The sequence below is a fragment of the Nocardioides sp. genome (assembly GCF_050699375.1).
In the GTDB taxonomy this organism is placed as follows: Bacteria; Actinomycetota; Actinomycetes; order Propionibacteriales; family Nocardioidaceae; genus Nocardioides.
Map to the genome: position 1 here is coordinate 1 of NZ_JBOHDN010000027.1, position 18,572 is coordinate 18,572.

The window sequence follows — 18,572 nt, forward strand, 5'->3', positions numbered from 1 at the left end:
GAGTCGGCGCGTCATGACGAGCCGACTCGGCGAGGCCGGATCAACCCAGTTATTCACGCAAGACGCTTATGCCTAGCGTCGCCGCGATCTCCCAGATCGTCTCCTCGACGAACACGTTGTCACCGCCGAGTGCCGCCGCGACCCGCTCGACGCTCTGCGGCGTCAGACCCGTTGCGACGGCCCATTCCACCGCCCGCCTACCAGCGGCCTCACCGACCGGGAAAGTCTTCGCGACCCGCTCTCGCGCCGATTCGATCTTCCGGTCATGCTGCGCTTTGAGCTCGGCCTCGTCTTGCTCGGACATCGGTGTGCCGTCGGCGTAAAACGGCGCGTGACCTGGACCAGCGATGTAGTCGATGTACATGTCCTGATGGATCGGCATGCTCCAAGCAAGCTCGCTGCCGTGGCCGCAGAACGTCAACATCGCCGCGTCACTGTCCCAGATCTCAGCCGCCACCAGCGGCACACCGAACGCTGCTGCGATGGTCTGCGCGAAGTGATCTGGAAGCTGGCGACCAAAGTCCCAGGCGGTCCACCCTGGAACGCATCCAGCCATCGGATCGGCCGTGAGATCTGGGTAGAGCTCCTGCGGTGAACGTTCCGACGGGTAGTAGAGGAAGGCACCCCAACGGCCCACGGCGTCCTCCTCAACCAGATTCGAGTCGAGGTAACACTGTCAGACCCGTCACCCGAGCCGCAGGAAATTGTCCCGAAACACAGGTCAGGCGAGGATGCCCGCGTGGAGCAGCGTCAGATACTGCTCCGAGAGGGTCTCGGGGGTGTGGCGGCCGCCGGGGCGATACCAGGCGACGGTGGACCAGACGCCATCACGGATGAACCGGTAGGTCAGGGCCGGGTCGAGCGAGGCCTGGAAGACGCCCGAGGCCTGGCCGGCCTCGATGACCCGGATCCACAGCGCCTCGTTGTCGCGAGAGCGCTCGGCGACGAACTCGAAGCCCTCGACCGTCGCCAGGAACGAAGCCTCGTTCTGGTAGAGCGCGACCGAGAGGCGCTCCCGATGGATCGTCCGGAACGACTCCGCGATCATCCCGTCAAGATCGGCCTTCGGGTCGACTCCGGACTCGACGATCTCGGTGAACCGCGCGTTGAGCCCGTCGAGGAACTCCGACAGCAGCTCGGTCAGCATCGCTTCCTTGGAGCGGAAGTGGTGGTAGAGCGAGCCGGAGAGAATCCCGGCGCCATCGGCGATGTCGCGTACGGTCGTCTGGGCGAACCCCTTGGTCGCGAACATCTCCGCGGCCAGCGTGAGCAGCTCGGCCCGTCGCGACGACCCCGACGCCGTTCCCCGCCTTCTCGGCGCAACCCCCGTGTCAGTCATGGACGAACCCTACCAAACAAGCAGTTGCTCAACTACGCTGAAGGGCCTGATCACAGGAGGCGCCGAACCCGATGACCCCGCGCACGATCCCCGCTCTGCTCGAGAAGGCCAAGCAAACGTACGCCGATCGCCCGGCCATCGTCGATGGCACCACGACCCTCACCTATACCGAACTCGCGGACGCGGCGGAGAAGGCGGCGCGCGCGTTCCTGGCCGGCGGCGTACGCAGCGGCGACCGCGTCGCCATCTGGGCGCCCAACCGCTGGGAGTTCCCTGTCGCCGTCCTCGGCGCGCAGACGATCGGAGCGGCCGTGGTGCCGCTGAACACGCGCTACCGGGGGCATGAGGCGCGCGAGATCCTGGAGCGGTCCCGCGCCACCGCGCTGATCACCGTCAACGGCTTCCTCGGCACCGACTATGTCCAGATGCTCCGCGACGCCGGACCGCTCCCGGAGCACCTGGTCACGATCGTCGACCTCGCCGGTCAAGACACCTCGACCTCAACAGCCGTCGGCTGGGACGATTTCATCGCCAGGGGCGAGGAAGTCACCGACGAAAGGCTCGAGGGCGCCAAGGAGTCGGTCACCCCGGACACCCTCGCCGACCTGCTCTTCACCTCCGGCACGACCGGCCGGCCGAAGGGCGTGATGAGCGCCCAGCGTCAGACGATCGGCGTCGCCGACGTCTGGGCCCGCGGCGCCGGGCTCACTCCGGAGGACCGCTATGCCATCGTCAACCCGTTCTTCCACGGCTTCGGCTACAAGGCCGGATTCATCGCGGCCCTGACCGCGGGCGCGTCGATCTACCCGATCGCCACCTATGACCCGACCCAGGCCCTGCGGCTGATCCAGGAGGAGCGGATCACCGTCCTCCCGGGCGCCCCGACGATCTTCACCACGCTGATCAACCACCCCGACCTGGGGACGTACGACCTCTCCTCGCTGCGCTTCGCGATCGCCGGCGCCGCCAGCGTCCCGGAGAGCCTCTTCTCCGACATGCTCGACGTTCTCGGGATCGACGAGGTCAAGGGCGCGTACGGGCTCACCGAGTGCATGGTCGCCACCGCGACCCGCCCCGGCGAAGACCCCAAGCACGTGGCCCAGGTGGTCGGTCCCGCCGTCGAGGGCCTGGAGATCCGGACGGTCACCGAGACGGGCCAGGACGCCGAGCCCGGCGAGGACGGCGAGGTCTGGATCCGAGGCGACAACGTCATGCTCGGCTACTTCGAGAACCCCGAGGCCACCGCCGAGGCGATCGACGAAGACGGCTGGCTCCACACCGGCGACGTAGGCCGCCTCGACGAGCACGGGTGCCTGAAGATCACCGACCGGATCAAGGACATGTTCACCGTCGGCGGCTTCAACGTCTATCCCGCCGAGGTCGAGAACGCTCTCGCCGACCACCCGGACATCGTCGAGTCCGCGGTCATCGGCGTCGATGACGCCAGGCTGGGTTCGGTCGGCCGCGCATTCGTCGTCGTACGAAATGATCTAGTTCCGAACGAAATAGATTCCTGGGCGAAAGGACGCCTCGCCAACTACAAGGTGCCCAGGACGTACGTCGTCGTGGACGCCCTGCCACGAAACGCCAGCGGCAAGATCTTGAAGACCGAGCTCAGGCGGTAGTCGCGACCTGTCGCTCCTGGTTGACCCGGATCGCCTTCTCGGCGAGATCCGACCCGGCGGACGCGTACAGGTTCAGGACGGCATGCGCGCCGCGCTTCTTGAGCTCGTCACGCTCCTCGGGCCGCAGTGCGATCGCGGCGACCGTGCCGGTGAAGCCGAGCTTGCGGAGCAGATCCATCGCGAGCAGGTTGTCACCGTGGAACGGCATGGTGAGGACGACCAGCTCCATGCCGGCGCCCTTCTTGACCCGCTCCCAGAAGTCCTGGTCGGTGGCATCGGCCTCAACCACGTCGAAGCCCTCCGCCTTGAGCGATTCGGCCCGCAGCGAGTCGTGCTCGATCGCCAGCACCTTGTAGCCCTGAGCGTCGCGCAGCTCCTCGTAGGTCGTACGTCCCACGCGACCCATCCCCACCACCAGCGCCTTGGCGTCGCCGAGGTTGATCGGCCGGTCCGCCTCCTGGAGCCGCTTGGGATTCTGTGTCGGCAGCACCCGGTTGAGCAGGTTGATCAGCTTCGGGGCGTAGGCGTTGAAGAGCGCCGCCACCAGGAACGAGAGCGACGTCGCCACCGCGAGAACGGTCTGCCACTCAGCCGACGCCATTCCGGTCGCCGCCGCGATGACGATCACGATCAGCCCGAACTCGGAGTAGTTGGTCAGCGAGAACGAGGCGAGCGTCGCAGTCCGGTAACGCAACCCCATGAACGCGAAGATCACGACGTACGCAGCGGCCTGGAGCGGCAGCAGAATCTGCAGGATCGACGCGAGCGCGAGGTCCTCGAGGGAGGGCACGCCGGTCAGCCCGATGCTGAGGAAGAACGCGATCAGCAGGAGCTCCTTGGTGCTGAACAGCAGCTTCGCCAGCCCAGGTGCCTTGGCGTGCGAGCCCAGGAGCACCCCGACCACCAGCGCCCCGAGGTCGCCCTTGAGGCCCACCGCGTCGAAGAGCCAGTAGCCCGGCACGAGAGCGATCGCCAGGCCGAAGAGCGCGGTCAGCTCGGCGGAGGTGATCCGGTCCCAGACCCGGTGGGCGAGCCAGGCACCCGGGAGCAGCAGGACCAGCGCGAACACCCATGGCGAGGGCCAGTGGCCCTTTGAGATCGTCAGGAACACCACCGCGACGATGTCCTGCATGACCAGCACACCGATCGCGATCCGGCCGTAGAGGGTGTTGTTGTCGTGGCGCTCGTCGAGGACCTTGATCGCGAAGACGGTCGAGGAGAAGGAGAGCACGAAGGCGATCAGCGCCATCTCGCCCAGGTCTGCGTCGGTGAGCAGCGCGAACCCGAGCGGCGCGATGCCGGCCAGCAGCCCTACGCCGATGAGGATGCTGAGGCCCAGGTGGGCGAAGGTGCTCAGCCACACGTCCGGCCGCAGCAGCGATCTCACGTCGAGCTTGAGCCCGATGCCGAACAACAGCAGCGTCACCCCGAGGTCGGCAAGGGTGTGCAGACCCTCGAGCTCACCGACGCCGGCGGCGTGCAGCCCGAACCCGGCTGCCAGGAAGCCGACCAGCGGCGGCAACCTGAGGAACATCGCGACCAACCCCGCTCCCAGTGCGACAAGCAGATAGAGAGCGGTCAGCGACATATAGGTCCTTCCCCCAGGCTGAAACGTTGCGGCACAAGGTTAACTCCGCAGGTGGCCGAAACATTTCGAACAGTTCCGGCTGGGGCATGATACCGCCTGATACCAACTCAGGGTTAGGCTGGGTGCCATGGCGATGACTCTGCGACTCAGTGAGGCCGACGACCGGCTGCTGACCGACCGTGCGCGCACGGAGAACCGGTCCAAGCAGGAGATCGCCCGTGAGGCCATCCGCGCCTACCTCAACGATCAGGACCGGCGCATCGAGGATCTCGAGGACGAGCTGGCCGTCGCCCGCTACTCCCTGCGCAGCGAGCTCGGCGAGGTCAGATACACCCCGCACGGCGAGGCCCGCCGCGCCCTCGGCCTCGACCGCCCCGCTCAGGGGTGAGCTATGAGGTCGTCTGGGCCGACGAAGCACTGCAGTCGGCCGAGACGTACGTCGACGACGACCCCATCGGCCTGATCCAGGTCTTCGACACCGTCGACACCCTGGCCGAGACCCCACGCGACGTCGGCGCCTACGCCTGGGGCAAGGACCGCTACCGCCTCCGCGTCGGCCACTACCGCATCATCTACGTGGTCGAGGAACGTCGCGTCACCGTCGCCGTCATCCACCTCGGCCGCCGAGCCCCCTGATTCGCCGAGTCGGCGAAGTCAGCTCAGACGCTCGATGACGAGGGCCATGCCCTGGCCGCCGGCGGCGCACATGGTCTCCAGGCCGTAGCGACCGCCGGTCTCCTGCAGTCCGTGCAGGAGGGTGGTCGCCAGGCGCGCGCCGGTGGAGCCGAAGGGGTGACCGAGGGCGATCACGCCACCGTTCACGTTGACCCGCTCGGGGTCGAGGCCGATCTGGGAGATGCTCGGGAGCACCTGGGCGGCGAAGGCCTCGTTCATCTCGACCAGGTCGATGTCGGACGGGGACAGGCCGGCCCGGGCCAGCGCCTGGCGCGACGCCTCGACCGGTCCGAGACCCATGATCTCGGGCGAGAGCCCGGAGACGCCGGTCGACACGATCCGGGCCAGCGGCGTAATCCCGAGCTCCGCGGCGCGTACGTCGCTCATGATCACCAGCGCTGCCGCACCGTCGTTCAGCGGACAGCAGTTGCCGGCGGTGACGGTGCCGTTCTCGCGGAAGACGGGCTTGAGGCCGGCGACCTTCTCGAGGGTGACCCCCGCCCGCGGCCCGTCGTCGGTTGAGACGACCTCGCCGGACGGCAGCGTCACCGGCGTGATGTCCCGCTCCCAGAAGCCGCGGGCGGCCGCGGCTTCGGCGCGGTTCTGGGAACGTACGCCCCACTCGTCCTGCGCCTCCCGCGAGACCTCACACATCGACGCGACGTTCTCGGCGGTCTCGCCCATCGCGAGGTGATAGTCGGGCAGGTCGCCGGCCTCACGAGGGTCGGTCCAGGCCTCGCCCGCGGCCACCCGTGCGGCACCGCGCTCGCCCGCCTTGAGGAACTCCTCGGCCTTGGTGTCCGGCATCCCGTCGGCCTTGCCGCGCTCGTAGCGGGACACGCACTCCACACCGGCGGAGACGAACGCGTCCCCCTCTCCCGCGCGGATCGCGTGGAAGGCCATCCGGGTGGTCTGCAGCGACGATGCGCAGTAGCGGTGGACCGTGGTGCCGGGCACGGCGTCCAGGCCCAGACGTACGCCGACGACCCGTCCGATGTTGTAGCCCTGCTCCCCCGCGGGCTGGGCGCAACCCATCATCAGGTCGTCGAGCTGCGTCGGGTCCAGCTCAGGAACGGATGCGAGGGCGCTGCGTACGATCTGCTCGGCCAGCTCGTCGGGGCGCAGGTCCTTGAGCGATCCCTTGAAGGCGCGGCCGATGGGTGAGCGGGCTGCGGAGACGATGACGGCTTCGGGCATGGGGGCTCCTCAGGAGTTGGGGGTGTGCTGGAGGAAGGCGGGCCACTCGCCGCCGCCGTCGACGGCGAGGACCGCGCCGGTGATGTGCGAAGCGAGCGGGGACGCGAGCATGAGGCAGGCGTCCCCGACCTCCGATGACGTCGCGAAGACGCCCCGAGGGATGGTCGCGGCCACCGCGGCTCGCTGCTCCGGGCTGCCGTAGTGGTCCTCGGACCCGGGCGTGGCCACGATCCCGCAGGAGACCGCGTTGACGCGTACGTCGGGCGCCCATTCCACCGCGATCGAGCCGGTCAGGCTCTCGACGGCCGCCTTCGCGGCACCGTAGATCGCGGTCCCGGGGCTGGGTCGCCGTGCCGAGATCGAGCTGATGTTGATGATCGACCCGCGAGAGGCCTTCAAGGCCTCGTACGCCGCTTGGCAGACATACGCGGTGGCCAGGAAGTTGACCGCGGAGATCTTCTCGTGGAAGCGCGGCGACGCGGTCGCGAAGTCGGCGTACGGCGCCCCGCCGGCGTTGTTGACGACCACGTCGAGCCGTCCGAGACGTGAGGTGATCGCGGCGATCCACGCCCCGACCTGCTCCGGATCCCGCGCGTCGACCTGCGAGAACACCGGCTTGCGCCCGTCCACCACCGGCAGCTCGTCGGGCGCTGAACGTCCGCAGATCTCCACATCCGCTCCGGCGGCCAGGAACCGCTCGACGATCCCGGCCCCCACGCCACGGGCACCACCGGTCACCGCGACCACCTTGCCGCTGAAGTCGATCTCGACTGTCATGTCCGGCAGTCTAGGGCCCATACCAAGCAAATGCTAGGTTGACATCGAGTCCTCGACGCAGCCGGTCGACGTGTGCGCTCGGCCACGACGCCGCCAAGAAGGGAATACCGGAGACTCTCTCCGTCTTCGTTCTGTCGTGGCCGTCGGCCACCGACCGCAGCGAACCCGAGAGGAACTCCCTTGACGACGACCCCCGTCCAGTCCTTCACCGACGTGATCCGCTCCCGCCGCTCCGCGCGGGCATTCCTGCCGGAACCGGTGCCCGCCGAGGACATCCGCGGCGTACTCGAGGATGCCCGGCGCGCCCCGTCGCACAGCAACACCCAGCCATGGGAGGTCCACGTCTTCTCCGAAGGGGCTCGCGACCGGCTCAGCGAGGCGATGGTCAAGGCGTTCGAGGCGGGCCAGATGTCCCCCGACTTCACCACGTCCTACGGCGATGACGACAGCGTGCACGTCCAGCGGTCCCAGCAGACCGGCGCCGTCCTCTACGGCGCCCTGGGCATCGGCCGCGACGACAAGGACGGCCGCGCCAAGGCCATCCAGGAGAACCTGACGTTCTACGGCGCTCCGCACGTCGCGCTGCTCTTCGTGCCGGAGCTCGGTGACGGCGTACGCGCCGCCAACGACGTCGGCATGTACGCCCAGAACTTTCTGCTCTCCCTCACCGCGCGTGGCTACCACGGCGTCCCGCAGGGAATGCACGGCTTGTTCGCCGACACCGTCCGCGCCCATCTCGGGCTGCCTGCGGACCTCAAGCTGCTCTACGGCATCTCCTTCGGCACGGCCGACCCCGAGGCCGCGGTGAACCGGCTCGACGTCGGCCGGGCTCCGCTCGAGGAGCACATCGTGCTCCACGACACCCGCCTCTGAGGGCGCCGCGCGAGCTGTAACACGTCGTTCGTAGGACTTCTCGCCCTATGACAACGACCGGATAGTCCTACGAACGACGTGTTACATGGCCGCCCCGATCAGGCAGAAGCCGCCGCCCCGCCCCGAATCTCCGCCACCGACGTACGCTGCGCCCGACCCGCCGCGAACAAGCTGATCGCCAGCGCGAGAACGAGCCAGAGCACCAGGCCCGCCACCGGGGCTCCGACCGCCGCGCTGCTCTGCGCGATCGAGACACCGCTCAGCGCCTCGGCTGCGAGCGGGACGGGGAGGATGCCGGCGAGCGCGCCGAACGGCTCGGAGGCCGTGGCGGTCGGCAGCAGTCCGCCGAGGGAGACCAGCTGCAGGGCGAGGAAGGCGAGCGAGAAGAGCCAGCCGCGGCGCTGGCCCGCGAGGGCGACGATGGCCTGGTGGGCGGCGACGAACACGATGCCGGCGAGCCCGGCGATCCCCGCCGCCGCGAGCGGCCGATCGAGGTCCGCGCCCAGCGCACCGGCCGCGAGGACGAGAAGCGCCGCCTGCACCAGTCCGGCCACCACGGCGGGCCACAGACCAAGGAGGGTGAGGCGCCGAGCCGTGATCGCCTCGCGCAGCCTCCGCACGGGAAAGGCGGGACGGAGCAGGTAGATCGCGAGCGCGCCGATCCACAGCGCCAGCGCGATCACCGCGGGGGCCAGCCGAGTGGCTCCGGACGTGGATGACCCGGAGGCGACGTCGACGCGCACCGGGTCGGCGACGACGTCGGCCTGCTTCTTGCCCGGCACCGTGATCTGCTCGGCACCGTCGTCGAGCCCGGTGGCGAGCTCGTCGGCGCCCTTGCTCAACGAAGACGTGCCTGAAGAGAGGTCGTCGGCACCGGTGGCAAGCTCGGCCGAACCGTTCTCGAGCCGGCTGGTGCCGTCGGCGAGCTGGTCAGCGCCGGCGGAGAGCGTGGTCGCGCCGTCATTCGTCCTGACGAGACCGGCCTCGAGACTGCGCGCCCCCTTGGCGATGCCCGCGTTGGCACCGGCCAGCTGGTCGGCACCCGCCGCGACCTTGTCGGCGCCGGTCGCCGCGGACGAGATCGCACCGGTCATCTCGGGCGCGGCCTGCGACAACGTGCCGGCTCCATCGGCGACCTGCGCTGCGCCGGAGGCGAGCTGGTCTGCCTGGGCACCGCCCTCGCCGACGGCCTGTGCGGTCCCACCGCACAGCTGCGGGCGAGCTGCCGCGAGCACCGGGTCGGTGGCGCAGGCCTGAGCCCAGCCCTTGGCGAGCTGCGTGTACGCAGCCACGCCCTCGGACACCTGGCCGGCACCCGTCGCGAGCGACTCGGTCTGACCCGGAAGGCCCGCGGTCGAGCTCTCGAGCTGGTCGAGCCCGCCGCTGAGCTCGCCGGCCCCCGTGGCCAGCTCGGAGGCCCCCTTCGACGCCTTGCCCGCACCGCCGGCCAGCCGGCCCGCCCCGGTCTGCAACCGGTCGGTGCCGGAGGCGAGCTCACCGAGCCCGCCGGCGACCTGGGAGGCGCCATCGGCAGCGCCGGACGCGCCGTCGCTGAGCGACCGGGCACCGTCGGCGACCTGGCCGGCACCGTCGTCGGCGGCGGCGCTGCCGTCAGCGAGCTCGCCGGCTCCGTCCGCGGCCGAGGTCAGGCTGGTCTTGAGCCTGCCGGTCTCGTCCCTGACCCCGTCGAGGTAGGTGGTGGTGACCGTACGTCCCAACGTGGTCGCGGACTGCCGCGCCACCTGCTGGGCGATCTCGGCGGTCACCTCGCTGGAGGCGTCGGACGCCTCCACGTTCACCCGTCCGGCCGACGGATCGCTCCCCTGCACCCCGGACAACGTCTTGGACAGGTCCTCGGGGATGGTGATGACCGCCGCGTACGTCCCGTCCGCATAACCCGAGCGCGCGTCCTCCGCATCGGTGAGCTCCCAGCCGAGCGTGGGGCTGTCGGAGGAGCCCGAGGTGGACCCCGAGGACGAGACGAGATCCGCGGCGAGCGCACGCCCTGCGTACACGGTCTGCTTGTTCTTCCCCTTGCCCGTGGTGACGGGCTCGTCGAGGTTGACCACCGCGGCGGGGACCTTGTCGAGATTCTCGGTGCGGTCGCCGAGCGAGACGAGGGCGAGCGCCGCCACGATGACGGGCAGCAGGATCGCGGCAGCCACCAGGCTGCGGCCGGGCGTGACCCGGACGGTTGAACGGAAGGTCGTACGTTTCATCGGGCTGTCTCCAGGTCGGCGACCGGAGCATCGACTGACTCAGTGACCTCGGTCTGGGATTGCGGGTCGGTAGGTGGCACGGCATGGACGAGGGCGTCGGCGACCTGGCGGACGCGCGGCGGGTGCGGCACACCGAGGAGCACCGTGGTGCCCCGAGAGGTCAGCGCGGCCAGCGCCGCGACCTGACCGCTGTCGAGGTCGGTGGGGCTGTCGATCGCGACCAGCTCCGGCGCACGCCCGCTCATCTCGAGTGCGGCCTCGACGCTGTCGACGAGAGCCGCCCGGCGGCGTACGCCTCCGGCCTCCTCGGGCAGCAGCCGGTCGAGCACGACCAGCTGCCCGTCGAACCCGAGCCGCCCGGTGAGCGCGGTGAGCGCGGCCGTGCGGGCGACGGGATCGACGCCGTGGACGATGCCGAGCCCCGCGGGCTTCAGGGTGAGGTCGAGCGAAGCGAGCGCCTCCGAGACCTGCAGCCGCCGGGCCCGGATCGCGACCTCGCCATGAGAGGCGACGTAGTCGGCGTGCTCGAGGTGGTGGACGAGCGCCTCACCCTCGATGTCGAGGACCGGCATCCGCCGGTCCAGCCAGCGCGGCAGCCACCAAGCACCGCGGCCGAGCAGGGCGAGCACCGCCGGCACCAGCGTCATCCGCACCAGGAACGCGTCCACGAGCACACCGACCGTGAGCCCCAGCGCCATCGGCTTCACGATCGGGTCGCCGTTGGGGACGAAGGCCGCGAAGACGGCGATCATGATGATCGCGGCCGCGGTGACGACGCGGGCGCTGGCGGCGAACCCGGTGTCCACGGAACCCCGCGCGTCGCCGGTGTGGACGAAGTCCTCCCGCATCCGGGAGACGAGGAACACCTCGTAGTCCATCGCGAGCCCGAACAGCACGCCCATCAAGATGATCGGGAAGAACGCGATCACCGGACCGACCTTGGCGACGTTGAACAGGTCGGCGCCCCAGCCCCACTCGAAGACCGCGGCGACCACCCCGAACGAGGCCGCGACCGACAGCACGTAGCCCAGCGTCGCCTTCAGCGGAACGGCGATCGAGCGGAACACGATCGTCAGCAGGATCAGGGACAGCCCGACGACGACGGCCCCGAACGGCAGCACCGCACCGGAGAGACGCTCGCTGACGTCGATCGCGACGGCCGTCTGGCCGGTGACCATGACGTCGTCGATCCCGAACCGCTCCTCCAGCGCGGCATGGTCGCCGCGGATGGCATTGACCAGGTCGGCCGTGGCCGGGTCGCTCTTCTCCGTGGTCGGATAGATGACCACGAGCCCGAGATCGGCGGTCGAGTTCGGCGTGGCCAGAGCCACCTTCTGTACGCCCTCGTAGGACCCGAGCGCCTTGCCGAGCTCGTCCATCACGCCGATGGGGTCGCTGGTGTCGATGATCTCGGCGGTCACGAAGAGCGGGGCGTTGTAGCCCGGGCCGAAGTCACGGCTGATCAGGTCGTACGTCTCCCGCTCGCTGCTCCCCGGGTCGGCGCTGCCGTTGTCGTTGAGGCCGAGCGTGAGGTCCTTGGCCGGGATCGCGAGGACGGCGATCACCAGCAGCGAGATGACCACCGTGACGGCCGGCACCTTGGTCACCAGACGCACCCAGCGCGCCCCGAGAGTGGTCGCGCGAGTCTGCCCCTCCGCGGCAGTCTCGCGACGACTCACCCTCGAGCCAGGCCTGGGCCGGAGCCGCTCACCCGCGACCGCGAGGAGCGCCGGCACGGCGGTGAGTGCGACGAGCACCGCGACCAGGACGGCCGCGGCCGCGGCGTACCCCATGACCGCCAGGAACGGGATCCCGGCGACCACGAGGCCGCACAGCGCGATGATGACCGTGACGCCCGCGAAGATGACCGCGCTGCCGGCGGTGGCGACCGCCCGGGCGATCGACTCCTCCACGCCGAGTCCGGCGGCGAGCTGGCTGCGGTGCCGGGCGATGATGAACAGGGCATAGTCGATGCCGACCGCGAGGCCGATCATCAGCGCGAGCGTCGGGGTCGTGGCCGAGATCGTGGTGTAGGCCGCGGCCGAGAAGATGCCCGCCATCGCGATCGCGACGCCCAGCAGAGCGGTGAGGATCGGCAGCCCGGCGGCCAGCAGCGACCCGAAGGTGATCGCGAGGACGAGCAGGGCGACGAGCAGCCCGATCCCCTCGGTCGCGCTGACGTGCACCGCTGTGACGGCGTACGCGTCGCCGCCGACGTGGACCTCGAGGTCCGAGCCGCCCGGCGGGACCGCCACCCGCTCCAGCTCCTCGGTCGCGCTCTCGGGCAGCTCGTCGAGATCGACGTCGAACTGCACCGTCGCCAGGGCATCGCGGCCGTTGTCGCTCACCGTCCTGGTGTCCTCGGCCAGCGGGTCGGTGACGGTCGCGACGTGGTCGATCTTCTCGACCGCGGCGAGCACGTCCTCGATCTCCTGCCCGTAGCTCTCGACCTTCTCGTCCGAGGGAGCGACGAAGACCAGCTGCGCCGAGGTCCCGGAGACCTCGGGGAAGCGCTGGGTGAGCGCGTCCAGCCCCTGCTGGGACTCGGTGCCGGGGATCGTGAAGTCGTTCTGCAGGTTGCCGCCCAGCGACATCGTGAGCGCGCCCAGAAGGACGGCGATCAGGAGCCACAGAGCCAGCACGCTCTTGGCATGGCGGGCGACCGTTCGGCCGAGTCGGTAGAGGTAGGAGGACACGTTCGATACATTAACGCATCGAATACGAAAATGTATCATCGCGGTATGTGAGGATGACTACATGACGGACGTGAAGGCCCCCAGACGACGTACGAACACCCGCGCGCGGCTCCTCACAGCGGCCGTCGACGTCTTCGTCGAGCGTGGGGCGCGCAGGGTCACCGTCGACGATCTGGTCAGCGCCGCCGGCTATACCCGCGGAGCGTTCTACTCCAACTTCGGCAGCGTCGAGGAGGTGCTCCTCGAAGCGTTCAAAGAGGAGTCCGAAGCACTGATCGAGGCCGTACGCACCGCCGTCGGCGAGCAGATCGACGCGGAGACGAGCGGATCGTTGGTCGGGGCGGCCTTCGACGCCGTCCGTCCCATGCAGGACCGTTGGTTCGTCCTGCAGAGCGAGGTCGTGCTCCAGAGCCTTCGCGACCCCGACGCCCGCGAGATCAGCGCGGCCACCTTCGCCGCTCTCAGCGACCAGCTCGTCGAGGTGGTCGGGCTCGCTCTGGACCGTCTCGACTGCACGTCCACGATGCCGACCGACCTGCTCGCTCAGACGATGATGGGCGTGTTCCTGCACAGCCTCACGCTGCGTACGATCCGACCCGACGATCCTCGTGCTGACAGGCTCCTCGACGACGCGATCCCCCAGATCCTCGATGGGGTGTCCGTGCCACGGGCCACCGCTTAGGCTGAGACCGGTTCCAAACCGAACCGACTCTTTGGGGGTTGTGGATATGGGCGCACCAACCTGGGTGTGGCTGCTCACCGTGGTGGCGATCGTCGGTCTGCTCGCGTTCGACTACGTCTTCCACGTACGCAAGGCGCACACGCCTACGCTGAAGGAGGCTGCGGTCTGGTCGTCGATCTACGTCGCGATCGCGCTTCTGTTCGGCGTCGGCGTGCTGGTCTTCGGCGGCGGCACGATGGGCGGTGAGTACTTCGCCGGCTACATCACCGAGAAGGCGCTCTCGGTCGACAACCTGTTCGTCTTCCTGATCATCATGACCAGCTTCCGGGTGCCCCGCGAGGACCAGCAGAAGGTGCTGCTCTTCGGGATCACCTTCTCGCTGCTGGCTCGCACCGGGTTCATCTTCGTGGGCGCCGCGCTGATCAACACCTTCGCGTGGGTGTTCTACCTGTTCGGCCTGATCCTGCTGATGACGGCCGGCAACATGCTCAAGCCCGACGACGACTCGGACGACGGGGAGAACTTCGTCGTCCGGCTGGCCCGGAAGCTGTTCCACGTCAGCGACCACTACGACGGCGACAAGCTCTTCACCATCGAGGACGGCAAGCGCATCCTCACGCCGATGCTGCTGGTCATGGTGGCCATCGGCGGCACCGACATCCTCTTCGCGCTCGACTCGATCCCAGCCATCTTCGGCCTCACCCAGAACGTCTACCTCGTCTTCACCGCGACCGCGTTCTCGCTGCTGGGCCTGCGCCAGCTCTACTTCCTGCTCGACGGCCTTCTCGACCGGCTCATCTTCCTGTCCTACGGGCTGGCCGCGATCCTCGCCTTCATCGGCGTGAAGCTGATCCTGCACGCGCTCCACGAGAACAACATCCCGTTCGTCAACGACGGCGAGCCCGTGCACGTCGCCGAGATCAGCACCGGCCTCTCCCTGGCCGTCATCCTCGGCGTACTCGTCGTCACCATCCTCGCCTCCCTCTTCAGCAAGCGCGGCCGCGCCCAGAACGCCATCGCGAACGCCCGACGGCACGCCGCCGCCTACCTCGACTCGGAGTACACCGATGACCCGGCCGAGCGCGAGCGCATCCACAACGCCCTCCTCGCCGAGCGCGACGTCATCGTCTCCCTCGGCCCGAAATACCTGCAGATCGCACGCTCCGAGACCCCCCTCATGGAGCTCCTCGAGCGCGCCCTCACCAGCCACTCCGCTGCCGTCGAGCGCGGCGAGGCCTCCCCTGCGGGACCGCCCAAGATCCTGCGGGAGGAGTGAGCCACGATTCATCGCGTCACCTGTGATGATGGCCTCGTGGCGGACTCCGCCAGTGGTCAGGCGGACCGGTTCGTACGACCTCTCACCCAGCCGGCGAGCACCGCGACCACGGCCACGACCAGGCCGGTGCCGACGCCGATCATCATGGCGATGCCGCAGGTGTAGCCGCGCGCCGCGATGTCGTACCACCCCGGGTCGAATCGTGCGGCGAACTCGAACGCAGCCGCCGGCGGCCGGTATCCCCAGGAGCGCCCGACGCCCCACGTCACCTGGTGGATCCCGACGAGCGTCAGCCCGTAGACCACGCCCACCATCACGAAGTCCGCGAAGGGCCGCCTGCTCCGGCGGACAACCGCCACGGCGAGCCACACGATGAACGGCGCCAGTGCCAGGACGAAGTAGACCGCCCCGCTGTTCGGCGGCACGATGCCCAGATCGGCAAGCACCGTACGCGGCGCCCCGATCGCGACCAGGATCAGCACCAGCCCCACCGACATGTCAGTCGCAGGGAACCGGCGCGCAAATACGGTGCTCATGGCATCCTCCTCGTGGATTCGTCGCACACCGTCTGCCTATGACGGCTGATCCTCAGCCTCCCGCGCGCCGCCCACCAACGCATCAGCGAGCAAGCGGAACCGACCTACGCCTCCGCGCGCAGACCAGGTCCGCAGAAGCGCGCAGCACGCCCGGGCTCCCGGGATCCACGGCCGTATGCTCGTCGCCATAGCCCGACGACTCGGACGACATCCTCTTCGCCCTCGACTCGATCCCCGCCATCTTCGGCCTCACCCAGAACGTCTACCTCGTCTTCACCGCGACCGCGTTCTCGCTGCTCGGCCTGGTCCTGTGAGCCCGGATAGGCTCCCGGCATGGATGCGAGTGGCGGTGAGACGGCGGCTGTCCCCGAACCCGTGGCGGCCCAGCTTCGGCGCACCACCACGGAGCTGCTGGACAACGTGTCGTCGTACGCAGATGACATGCTCGGCTACATCCTCGAACGCATCCCGGAGGCCGCTGCCGATGATGAGATCCGCGGACTGACGCTCGGATCATGCTCGTCGAATCTCGAGGCCGCACTGTCGATGATCCGCCACGGAATCGAGGTGAGCGCCGCGACAGCGCCGGTCACCGCCCTAGAGCACGCGCGCGCCATGGCTGCGCGCGGCTACAGCGTCGACGTGATGCTGCGCTTCTACCGGATCGGTCACGCCTATTTCACCGAGCGGATCCTGATCGGGATCCCCACGATGGTGCCCGATTCGGCCATCGCTCTCGCGGTGGTGGACAACCTCCAGCGCTACGCGTTCGAGTACGTCGACCGCATCTCCAGCGAGGTCGCCGCCGAGTACGTCGCCGAGCAGGACCGCCTGCAGAACCGAGTCCGCGCGGCCCAGACCGATGCCGTCCGCGCGTTGATCGCCGGCGACCCGATCGACCTCAGGCGCGCCGAACGGACGCTGTCCCACCGGCTCACCGGCTGGCAGACCGCCTTCGTCTGCTGGACCGATCGCGAGGACGCCGATCTCGCGCGCGTCGGCGCAGCGGTCGGTTCTCGCCTCGGTTCCCCTCGTCCCCTGCTCGTCCCGGACGGCGCTCAGGCCCTCTGGGGCTGGGTCTCAACGACCCGCGCTCCCGATGTGACACCGGACCTCGCGGGGTTGGCCGTCCTGGTCCCCAAGACGGTCAGGATCTCCATCGGGATCCCCGCGCACGGCCCCGGCGGCTTCCGCGACTCCCATGCCCAGGCGCAGCGCGGCCGTCGGATCATCGAGCTCTCCGGTAGGGGAGCCCTGGTGACGTCCTACGCCGAGCTCGCGCTCGTGGACACGATGAGCGTCGACCTGGATCTCGCCCGAGCGTTCGTCGCGACTGAGCTCGGTGCCCTGGCGGTCAGAGGCCGTAGGGAGGACGAGGAGCGTCGTACGCTGCTGGCGGTGCTCGACGCACAGGGAGGGCTGGCTGCTGCGGCTGAGGAGCTCGGCGTGCACCGCAACACTGTGCTGCAACGCGTGCGTCGGGCAGAGGAACGTCGCGGCCGCGCCGCCACCGACCGGGTTGCTGAGCTGCATGCGGCGCTGCGGCTGGCCCAGGTGCTCGGTCCGGTGGTGCTCGCCCCGGAGTCCGGCCGAGCCTGACCGTATGTGCTGCGCGCACATCGATGTGGGCTCGGCAACACTGGCACCGGACGGTCCCCGGTTCGTACGTTCAGGTGCATGTCGGCAACCACAGAGCAACCTGCGTCAGCAGCTTCGCGCCACGCGCTTCCTGATCCCGGCGAGAAGGTGCCGCCGCTCTCGTGGCCCATCGTCGGCATCTTCTCCGGCGGCGTCGCCCTCTTCGCGTTCTCCACGTGGGCGGCACTGGCCGACCGGCTTCCGGTCCCCGTGACGGTCCTGCTCAGCGCGACGGCGATCTTCGTGCTGTTCACCGTGCTGCACGACGCCGCGCACTACTCGGTGAGCACCCACCGCTGGATCAACGTGGCCTTCGGCCGGGTCGCGATGTTCTTCGTCTCGCCGCTGATCTCGTTCAAGTCGTTCGCGTTCATCCACATCGAGCACCACCGCAACACCAACGACGACGACAACGACCCCGACCACTTCGTCAGTGGCGCTCCGTGGTGGCAGGTGCCGTTCCGGTTCCCACTCATGGACGTGCCCTACCTGAGCTTCCTGGTGCGGAACGTGAAGCGCCGCCCCCGGGCGGAGGTGGCAGAGACCGTGGTCCTGTTGGTGCTGAGTGCCGCTGTGATCCTCGGGGCCGCGCTGGCCGGGCATCTGTGGACGCTTGCGGTGCTCTACCTGATCCCGGAGCGGGTCGCGATGTTCGTCCTGGCGTGGTGGTTCGACTGGTTGCCACACCATGATCTCGACGACACCCAGCAGGAGAACCGCTACCGGGCCACCCGCAACCGCGTCGGCTCGGAGTGGGTCCTCACGCCCCTGCTTCTCTCGCAGAACTACCACCTCGTCCACCACCTGCACCCCTCGATCCCGTTCTACCGCTACGTCGCCGCGTGGCGGCGCAACGAGGAGGCCTACCTCGAGCGGGATGCAGCGATCGGCACCGTCTTCGGCCAGCAGCTCGACCCCGATGAGTACCGCGACTGGAAGCGGTTGAACGGCAAGCTCGCCCGGATCCTGCCGGTGCGGATCCCGAGGCGATCTTCCGCCCGTGCCGCCGAGCTCCATGCCGTTCCGGTCGCCGGCGTCGATCGGTTGACCGATGACAGCGTGCTGATCCGCTTCGACGTACCCGACGACCTGCGCGACCAGTTCTCCTTCGAGCCCGGCCAGCACATCACCGTCCGGACCGATCTCGGCGGCGAAGGCGTACGCCGCAACTACTCCATCTGCTCCTCCGCCACCTCCGACACCCTGTCGATCGCCGTCAAGCGCATCCCCGGTGGCGCGTTCTCGACCTTCGCGATGGAGCAGCTACAGGCCGGCGACACCCTCGAGCTGATGACGCCGACCGGTTCGTTCGGTGCCCCGCTCGACCCGCTCGCTTCGAAGACCTACGTGGCGATCGCCGCCGGCAGCGGCATCACCCCGATCCTCTCGATCCTGCGGACGACGCTCGCGGTCGAGACCGAGAGCCGCCTCACCCTGATCTACGGCAACCG

General features: G+C 69.1%; 16 protein-coding genes and 1 pseudogene. 9 read left to right on the forward strand and 8 right to left on the reverse strand.

Annotation, left to right across the window (positions count from 1 at the left end; genetic code table 11):
• Positions 1–49: 49 nt before the first annotated feature.
• Together ACRDPS_RS01240 and ACRDPS_RS01245 are read right to left on the reverse strand one after the other, a co-directional pair.
• The gene (locus tag ACRDPS_RS01240) at positions 50–637 is read right to left on the reverse strand and encodes a hypothetical protein (RefSeq protein ID WP_431499795.1); all 588 of its coding nucleotides are present in this window, start codon (positions 635–637) and stop codon (positions 50–52) included.
• A gap of 84 nt (positions 638–721) precedes the next feature.
• Positions 722–1,339, reverse strand: a complete 618-nt coding sequence (locus ACRDPS_RS01245; protein WP_431499796.1) for a TetR/AcrR family transcriptional regulator — start codon at positions 1,337–1,339, stop codon at positions 722–724.
• 71 nt (positions 1,340–1,410) lie between these two features.
• Between ACRDPS_RS01245 and ACRDPS_RS01250 the strand changes: the two genes are divergently transcribed.
• Positions 1,411–2,964 carry an AMP-binding protein gene (locus ACRDPS_RS01250; protein WP_431499797.1) on the forward strand — a complete coding sequence of 518 codons (1,554 nt, stop codon included), beginning with the start codon at positions 1,411–1,413 and terminating at the stop codon, positions 2,962–2,964.
• Here ACRDPS_RS01250 and ACRDPS_RS01255 read toward each other — a convergent pair.
• Positions 2,954–4,552, reverse strand: coding sequence for a cation:proton antiporter (locus tag ACRDPS_RS01255; RefSeq protein WP_431499798.1), 1,599 nt, complete (start codon positions 4,550–4,552; stop codon positions 2,954–2,956). The two genes, ACRDPS_RS01250 and ACRDPS_RS01255, sit on opposite strands and share 11 nt — an antisense overlap.
• A 127-nt stretch (positions 4,553–4,679) precedes the next feature.
• On the opposite strand from ACRDPS_RS01255, the gene ACRDPS_RS01260 reads away from it, so the two are divergent.
• Both ACRDPS_RS01260 and ACRDPS_RS01265 read left to right on the forward strand, forming a co-directional pair.
• Positions 4,680–4,940 carry a ribbon-helix-helix protein, CopG family gene (locus ACRDPS_RS01260; protein ID WP_431499799.1) on the forward strand — a complete coding sequence of 87 codons (261 nt, stop codon included), beginning with the start codon at positions 4,680–4,682 and terminating at the stop codon, positions 4,938–4,940.
• Positions 4,937–5,188: a type II toxin-antitoxin system RelE family toxin gene (locus tag ACRDPS_RS01265; RefSeq protein WP_431499800.1), complete on the forward strand. Its 252-nt coding sequence runs from the start codon at positions 4,937–4,939 to the stop codon at positions 5,186–5,188. The genes ACRDPS_RS01260 and ACRDPS_RS01265 overlap by 4 nt, the downstream gene beginning before the upstream one ends.
• An 18-nt stretch (positions 5,189–5,206) precedes the next feature.
• Here the strand turns inward: ACRDPS_RS01265 and ACRDPS_RS01270 are convergent, their stop codons facing one another.
• Positions 5,207–6,424: an acetyl-CoA C-acetyltransferase gene (locus tag ACRDPS_RS01270; protein WP_431499801.1), complete on the reverse strand. Its 1,218-nt coding sequence runs from the start codon at positions 6,422–6,424 to the stop codon at positions 5,207–5,209.
• A gap of 9 nt (positions 6,425–6,433) precedes the next feature.
• Positions 6,434–7,201, reverse strand: a complete 768-nt coding sequence (locus ACRDPS_RS01275; RefSeq protein ID WP_431499802.1) for an SDR family oxidoreductase — start codon at positions 7,199–7,201, stop codon at positions 6,434–6,436.
• Positions 7,202–7,381: 180 nt separating this feature from the next.
• On the opposite strand from ACRDPS_RS01275, the gene ACRDPS_RS01280 reads away from it, so the two are divergent.
• Positions 7,382–8,074 (forward strand): nitroreductase, encoded by a 693-nt coding sequence (locus ACRDPS_RS01280; protein WP_431499803.1) that lies wholly within the window; start codon positions 7,382–7,384, stop codon positions 8,072–8,074.
• A gap of 98 nt (positions 8,075–8,172) precedes the next feature.
• Here the strand turns inward: ACRDPS_RS01280 and ACRDPS_RS01285 are convergent, their stop codons facing one another.
• A complete protein-coding gene (locus ACRDPS_RS01285; protein WP_431499804.1) occupies positions 8,173–10,293 on the reverse strand; it encodes a hypothetical protein in 2,121 nt (706 codons plus the stop codon).
• Positions 10,290–12,989 carry an MMPL family transporter gene (locus ACRDPS_RS01290; protein ID WP_431499805.1) on the reverse strand — a complete coding sequence of 900 codons (2,700 nt, stop codon included), beginning with the start codon at positions 12,987–12,989 and terminating at the stop codon, positions 10,290–10,292. Before ACRDPS_RS01290 ends, ACRDPS_RS01285 begins: the two co-directional genes overlap by 4 nt.
• Before the next feature lie 61 nt (positions 12,990–13,050).
• Here ACRDPS_RS01290 and ACRDPS_RS01295 point away from each other — a divergent pair, with 61 nt between their 5' ends.
• Both ACRDPS_RS01295 and ACRDPS_RS01300 read left to right on the forward strand, forming a co-directional pair.
• Positions 13,051–13,671, forward strand: a complete 621-nt coding sequence (locus tag ACRDPS_RS01295; RefSeq protein WP_431499806.1) for a TetR/AcrR family transcriptional regulator — start codon at positions 13,051–13,053, stop codon at positions 13,669–13,671.
• Between the two features lie 46 nt (positions 13,672–13,717).
• Positions 13,718–14,947, forward strand: coding sequence for a TerC family protein (locus ACRDPS_RS01300; protein ID WP_431499807.1), 1,230 nt, complete (start codon positions 13,718–13,720; stop codon positions 14,945–14,947).
• Between the two features lie 56 nt (positions 14,948–15,003).
• Here the strand turns inward: ACRDPS_RS01300 and ACRDPS_RS01305 are convergent, their stop codons facing one another.
• Positions 15,004–15,483, reverse strand: coding sequence for a hypothetical protein (locus ACRDPS_RS01305; RefSeq protein ID WP_431499808.1), 480 nt, complete (start codon positions 15,481–15,483; stop codon positions 15,004–15,006).
• Between the two features lie 206 nt (positions 15,484–15,689).
• Between ACRDPS_RS01305 and ACRDPS_RS01310 the strand changes: the two are divergent.
• The 3 genes and pseudogenes from ACRDPS_RS01310 to ACRDPS_RS01320 form a co-directional block, all read left to right on the forward strand.
• Positions 15,690–15,788: pseudogene (locus tag ACRDPS_RS01310) on the forward strand (TerC family protein); the annotation flags it as partial.
• A gap of 28 nt (positions 15,789–15,816) precedes the next feature.
• Positions 15,817–17,082: a helix-turn-helix domain-containing protein gene (locus tag ACRDPS_RS01315; RefSeq protein ID WP_431499809.1), complete on the forward strand. Its 1,266-nt coding sequence runs from the start codon at positions 15,817–15,819 to the stop codon at positions 17,080–17,082.
• A 78-nt stretch (positions 17,083–17,160) separates the two neighbouring features.
• A partial coding sequence (locus tag ACRDPS_RS01320) for a fatty acid desaturase (RefSeq protein ID WP_431499810.1) occupies positions 17,161–18,572 on the forward strand: 1,412 nt, incomplete at its 3' end.

Excerpts from the sequence above, each read along its gene's own strand:
- ACRDPS_RS01315 (WP_431499809.1), top strand. The coding sequence starts at position 15,817 with ATGGATGCGAGTGGCGGTGAGACGGCGGCTGTCCCCGAACCCGTGGCG.
- ACRDPS_RS01255 (WP_431499798.1), bottom strand. The coding sequence starts at position 4,552 with ATGTCGCTGACCGCTCTCTATCTGCTTGTCGCACTGGGAGCGGGGTTG.
- ACRDPS_RS01305 (WP_431499808.1), bottom strand. The coding sequence starts at position 15,483 with ATGAGCACCGTATTTGCGCGCCGGTTCCCTGCGACTGACATGTCGGTG.
- ACRDPS_RS01275 (WP_431499802.1), bottom strand. The coding sequence starts at position 7,201 with ATGACAGTCGAGATCGACTTCAGCGGCAAGGTGGTCGCGGTGACCGGT.
- ACRDPS_RS01250 (WP_431499797.1), top strand. The coding sequence starts at position 1,411 with ATGACCCCGCGCACGATCCCCGCTCTGCTCGAGAAGGCCAAGCAAACG.
- ACRDPS_RS01295 (WP_431499806.1), top strand. The coding sequence starts at position 13,051 with ATGACGGACGTGAAGGCCCCCAGACGACGTACGAACACCCGCGCGCGG.
- ACRDPS_RS01300 (WP_431499807.1), top strand. The coding sequence starts at position 13,718 with ATGGGCGCACCAACCTGGGTGTGGCTGCTCACCGTGGTGGCGATCGTC.
- ACRDPS_RS01285 (WP_431499804.1), bottom strand. The coding sequence starts at position 10,293 with ATGAAACGTACGACCTTCCGTTCAACCGTCCGGGTCACGCCCGGCCGC.
- ACRDPS_RS01270 (WP_431499801.1), bottom strand. The coding sequence starts at position 6,424 with ATGCCCGAAGCCGTCATCGTCTCCGCAGCCCGCTCACCCATCGGCCGC.
- ACRDPS_RS01260 (WP_431499799.1), top strand. The coding sequence starts at position 4,680 with ATGGCGATGACTCTGCGACTCAGTGAGGCCGACGACCGGCTGCTGACC.
- ACRDPS_RS01245 (WP_431499796.1), bottom strand. The coding sequence starts at position 1,339 with ATGACTGACACGGGGGTTGCGCCGAGAAGGCGGGGAACGGCGTCGGGG.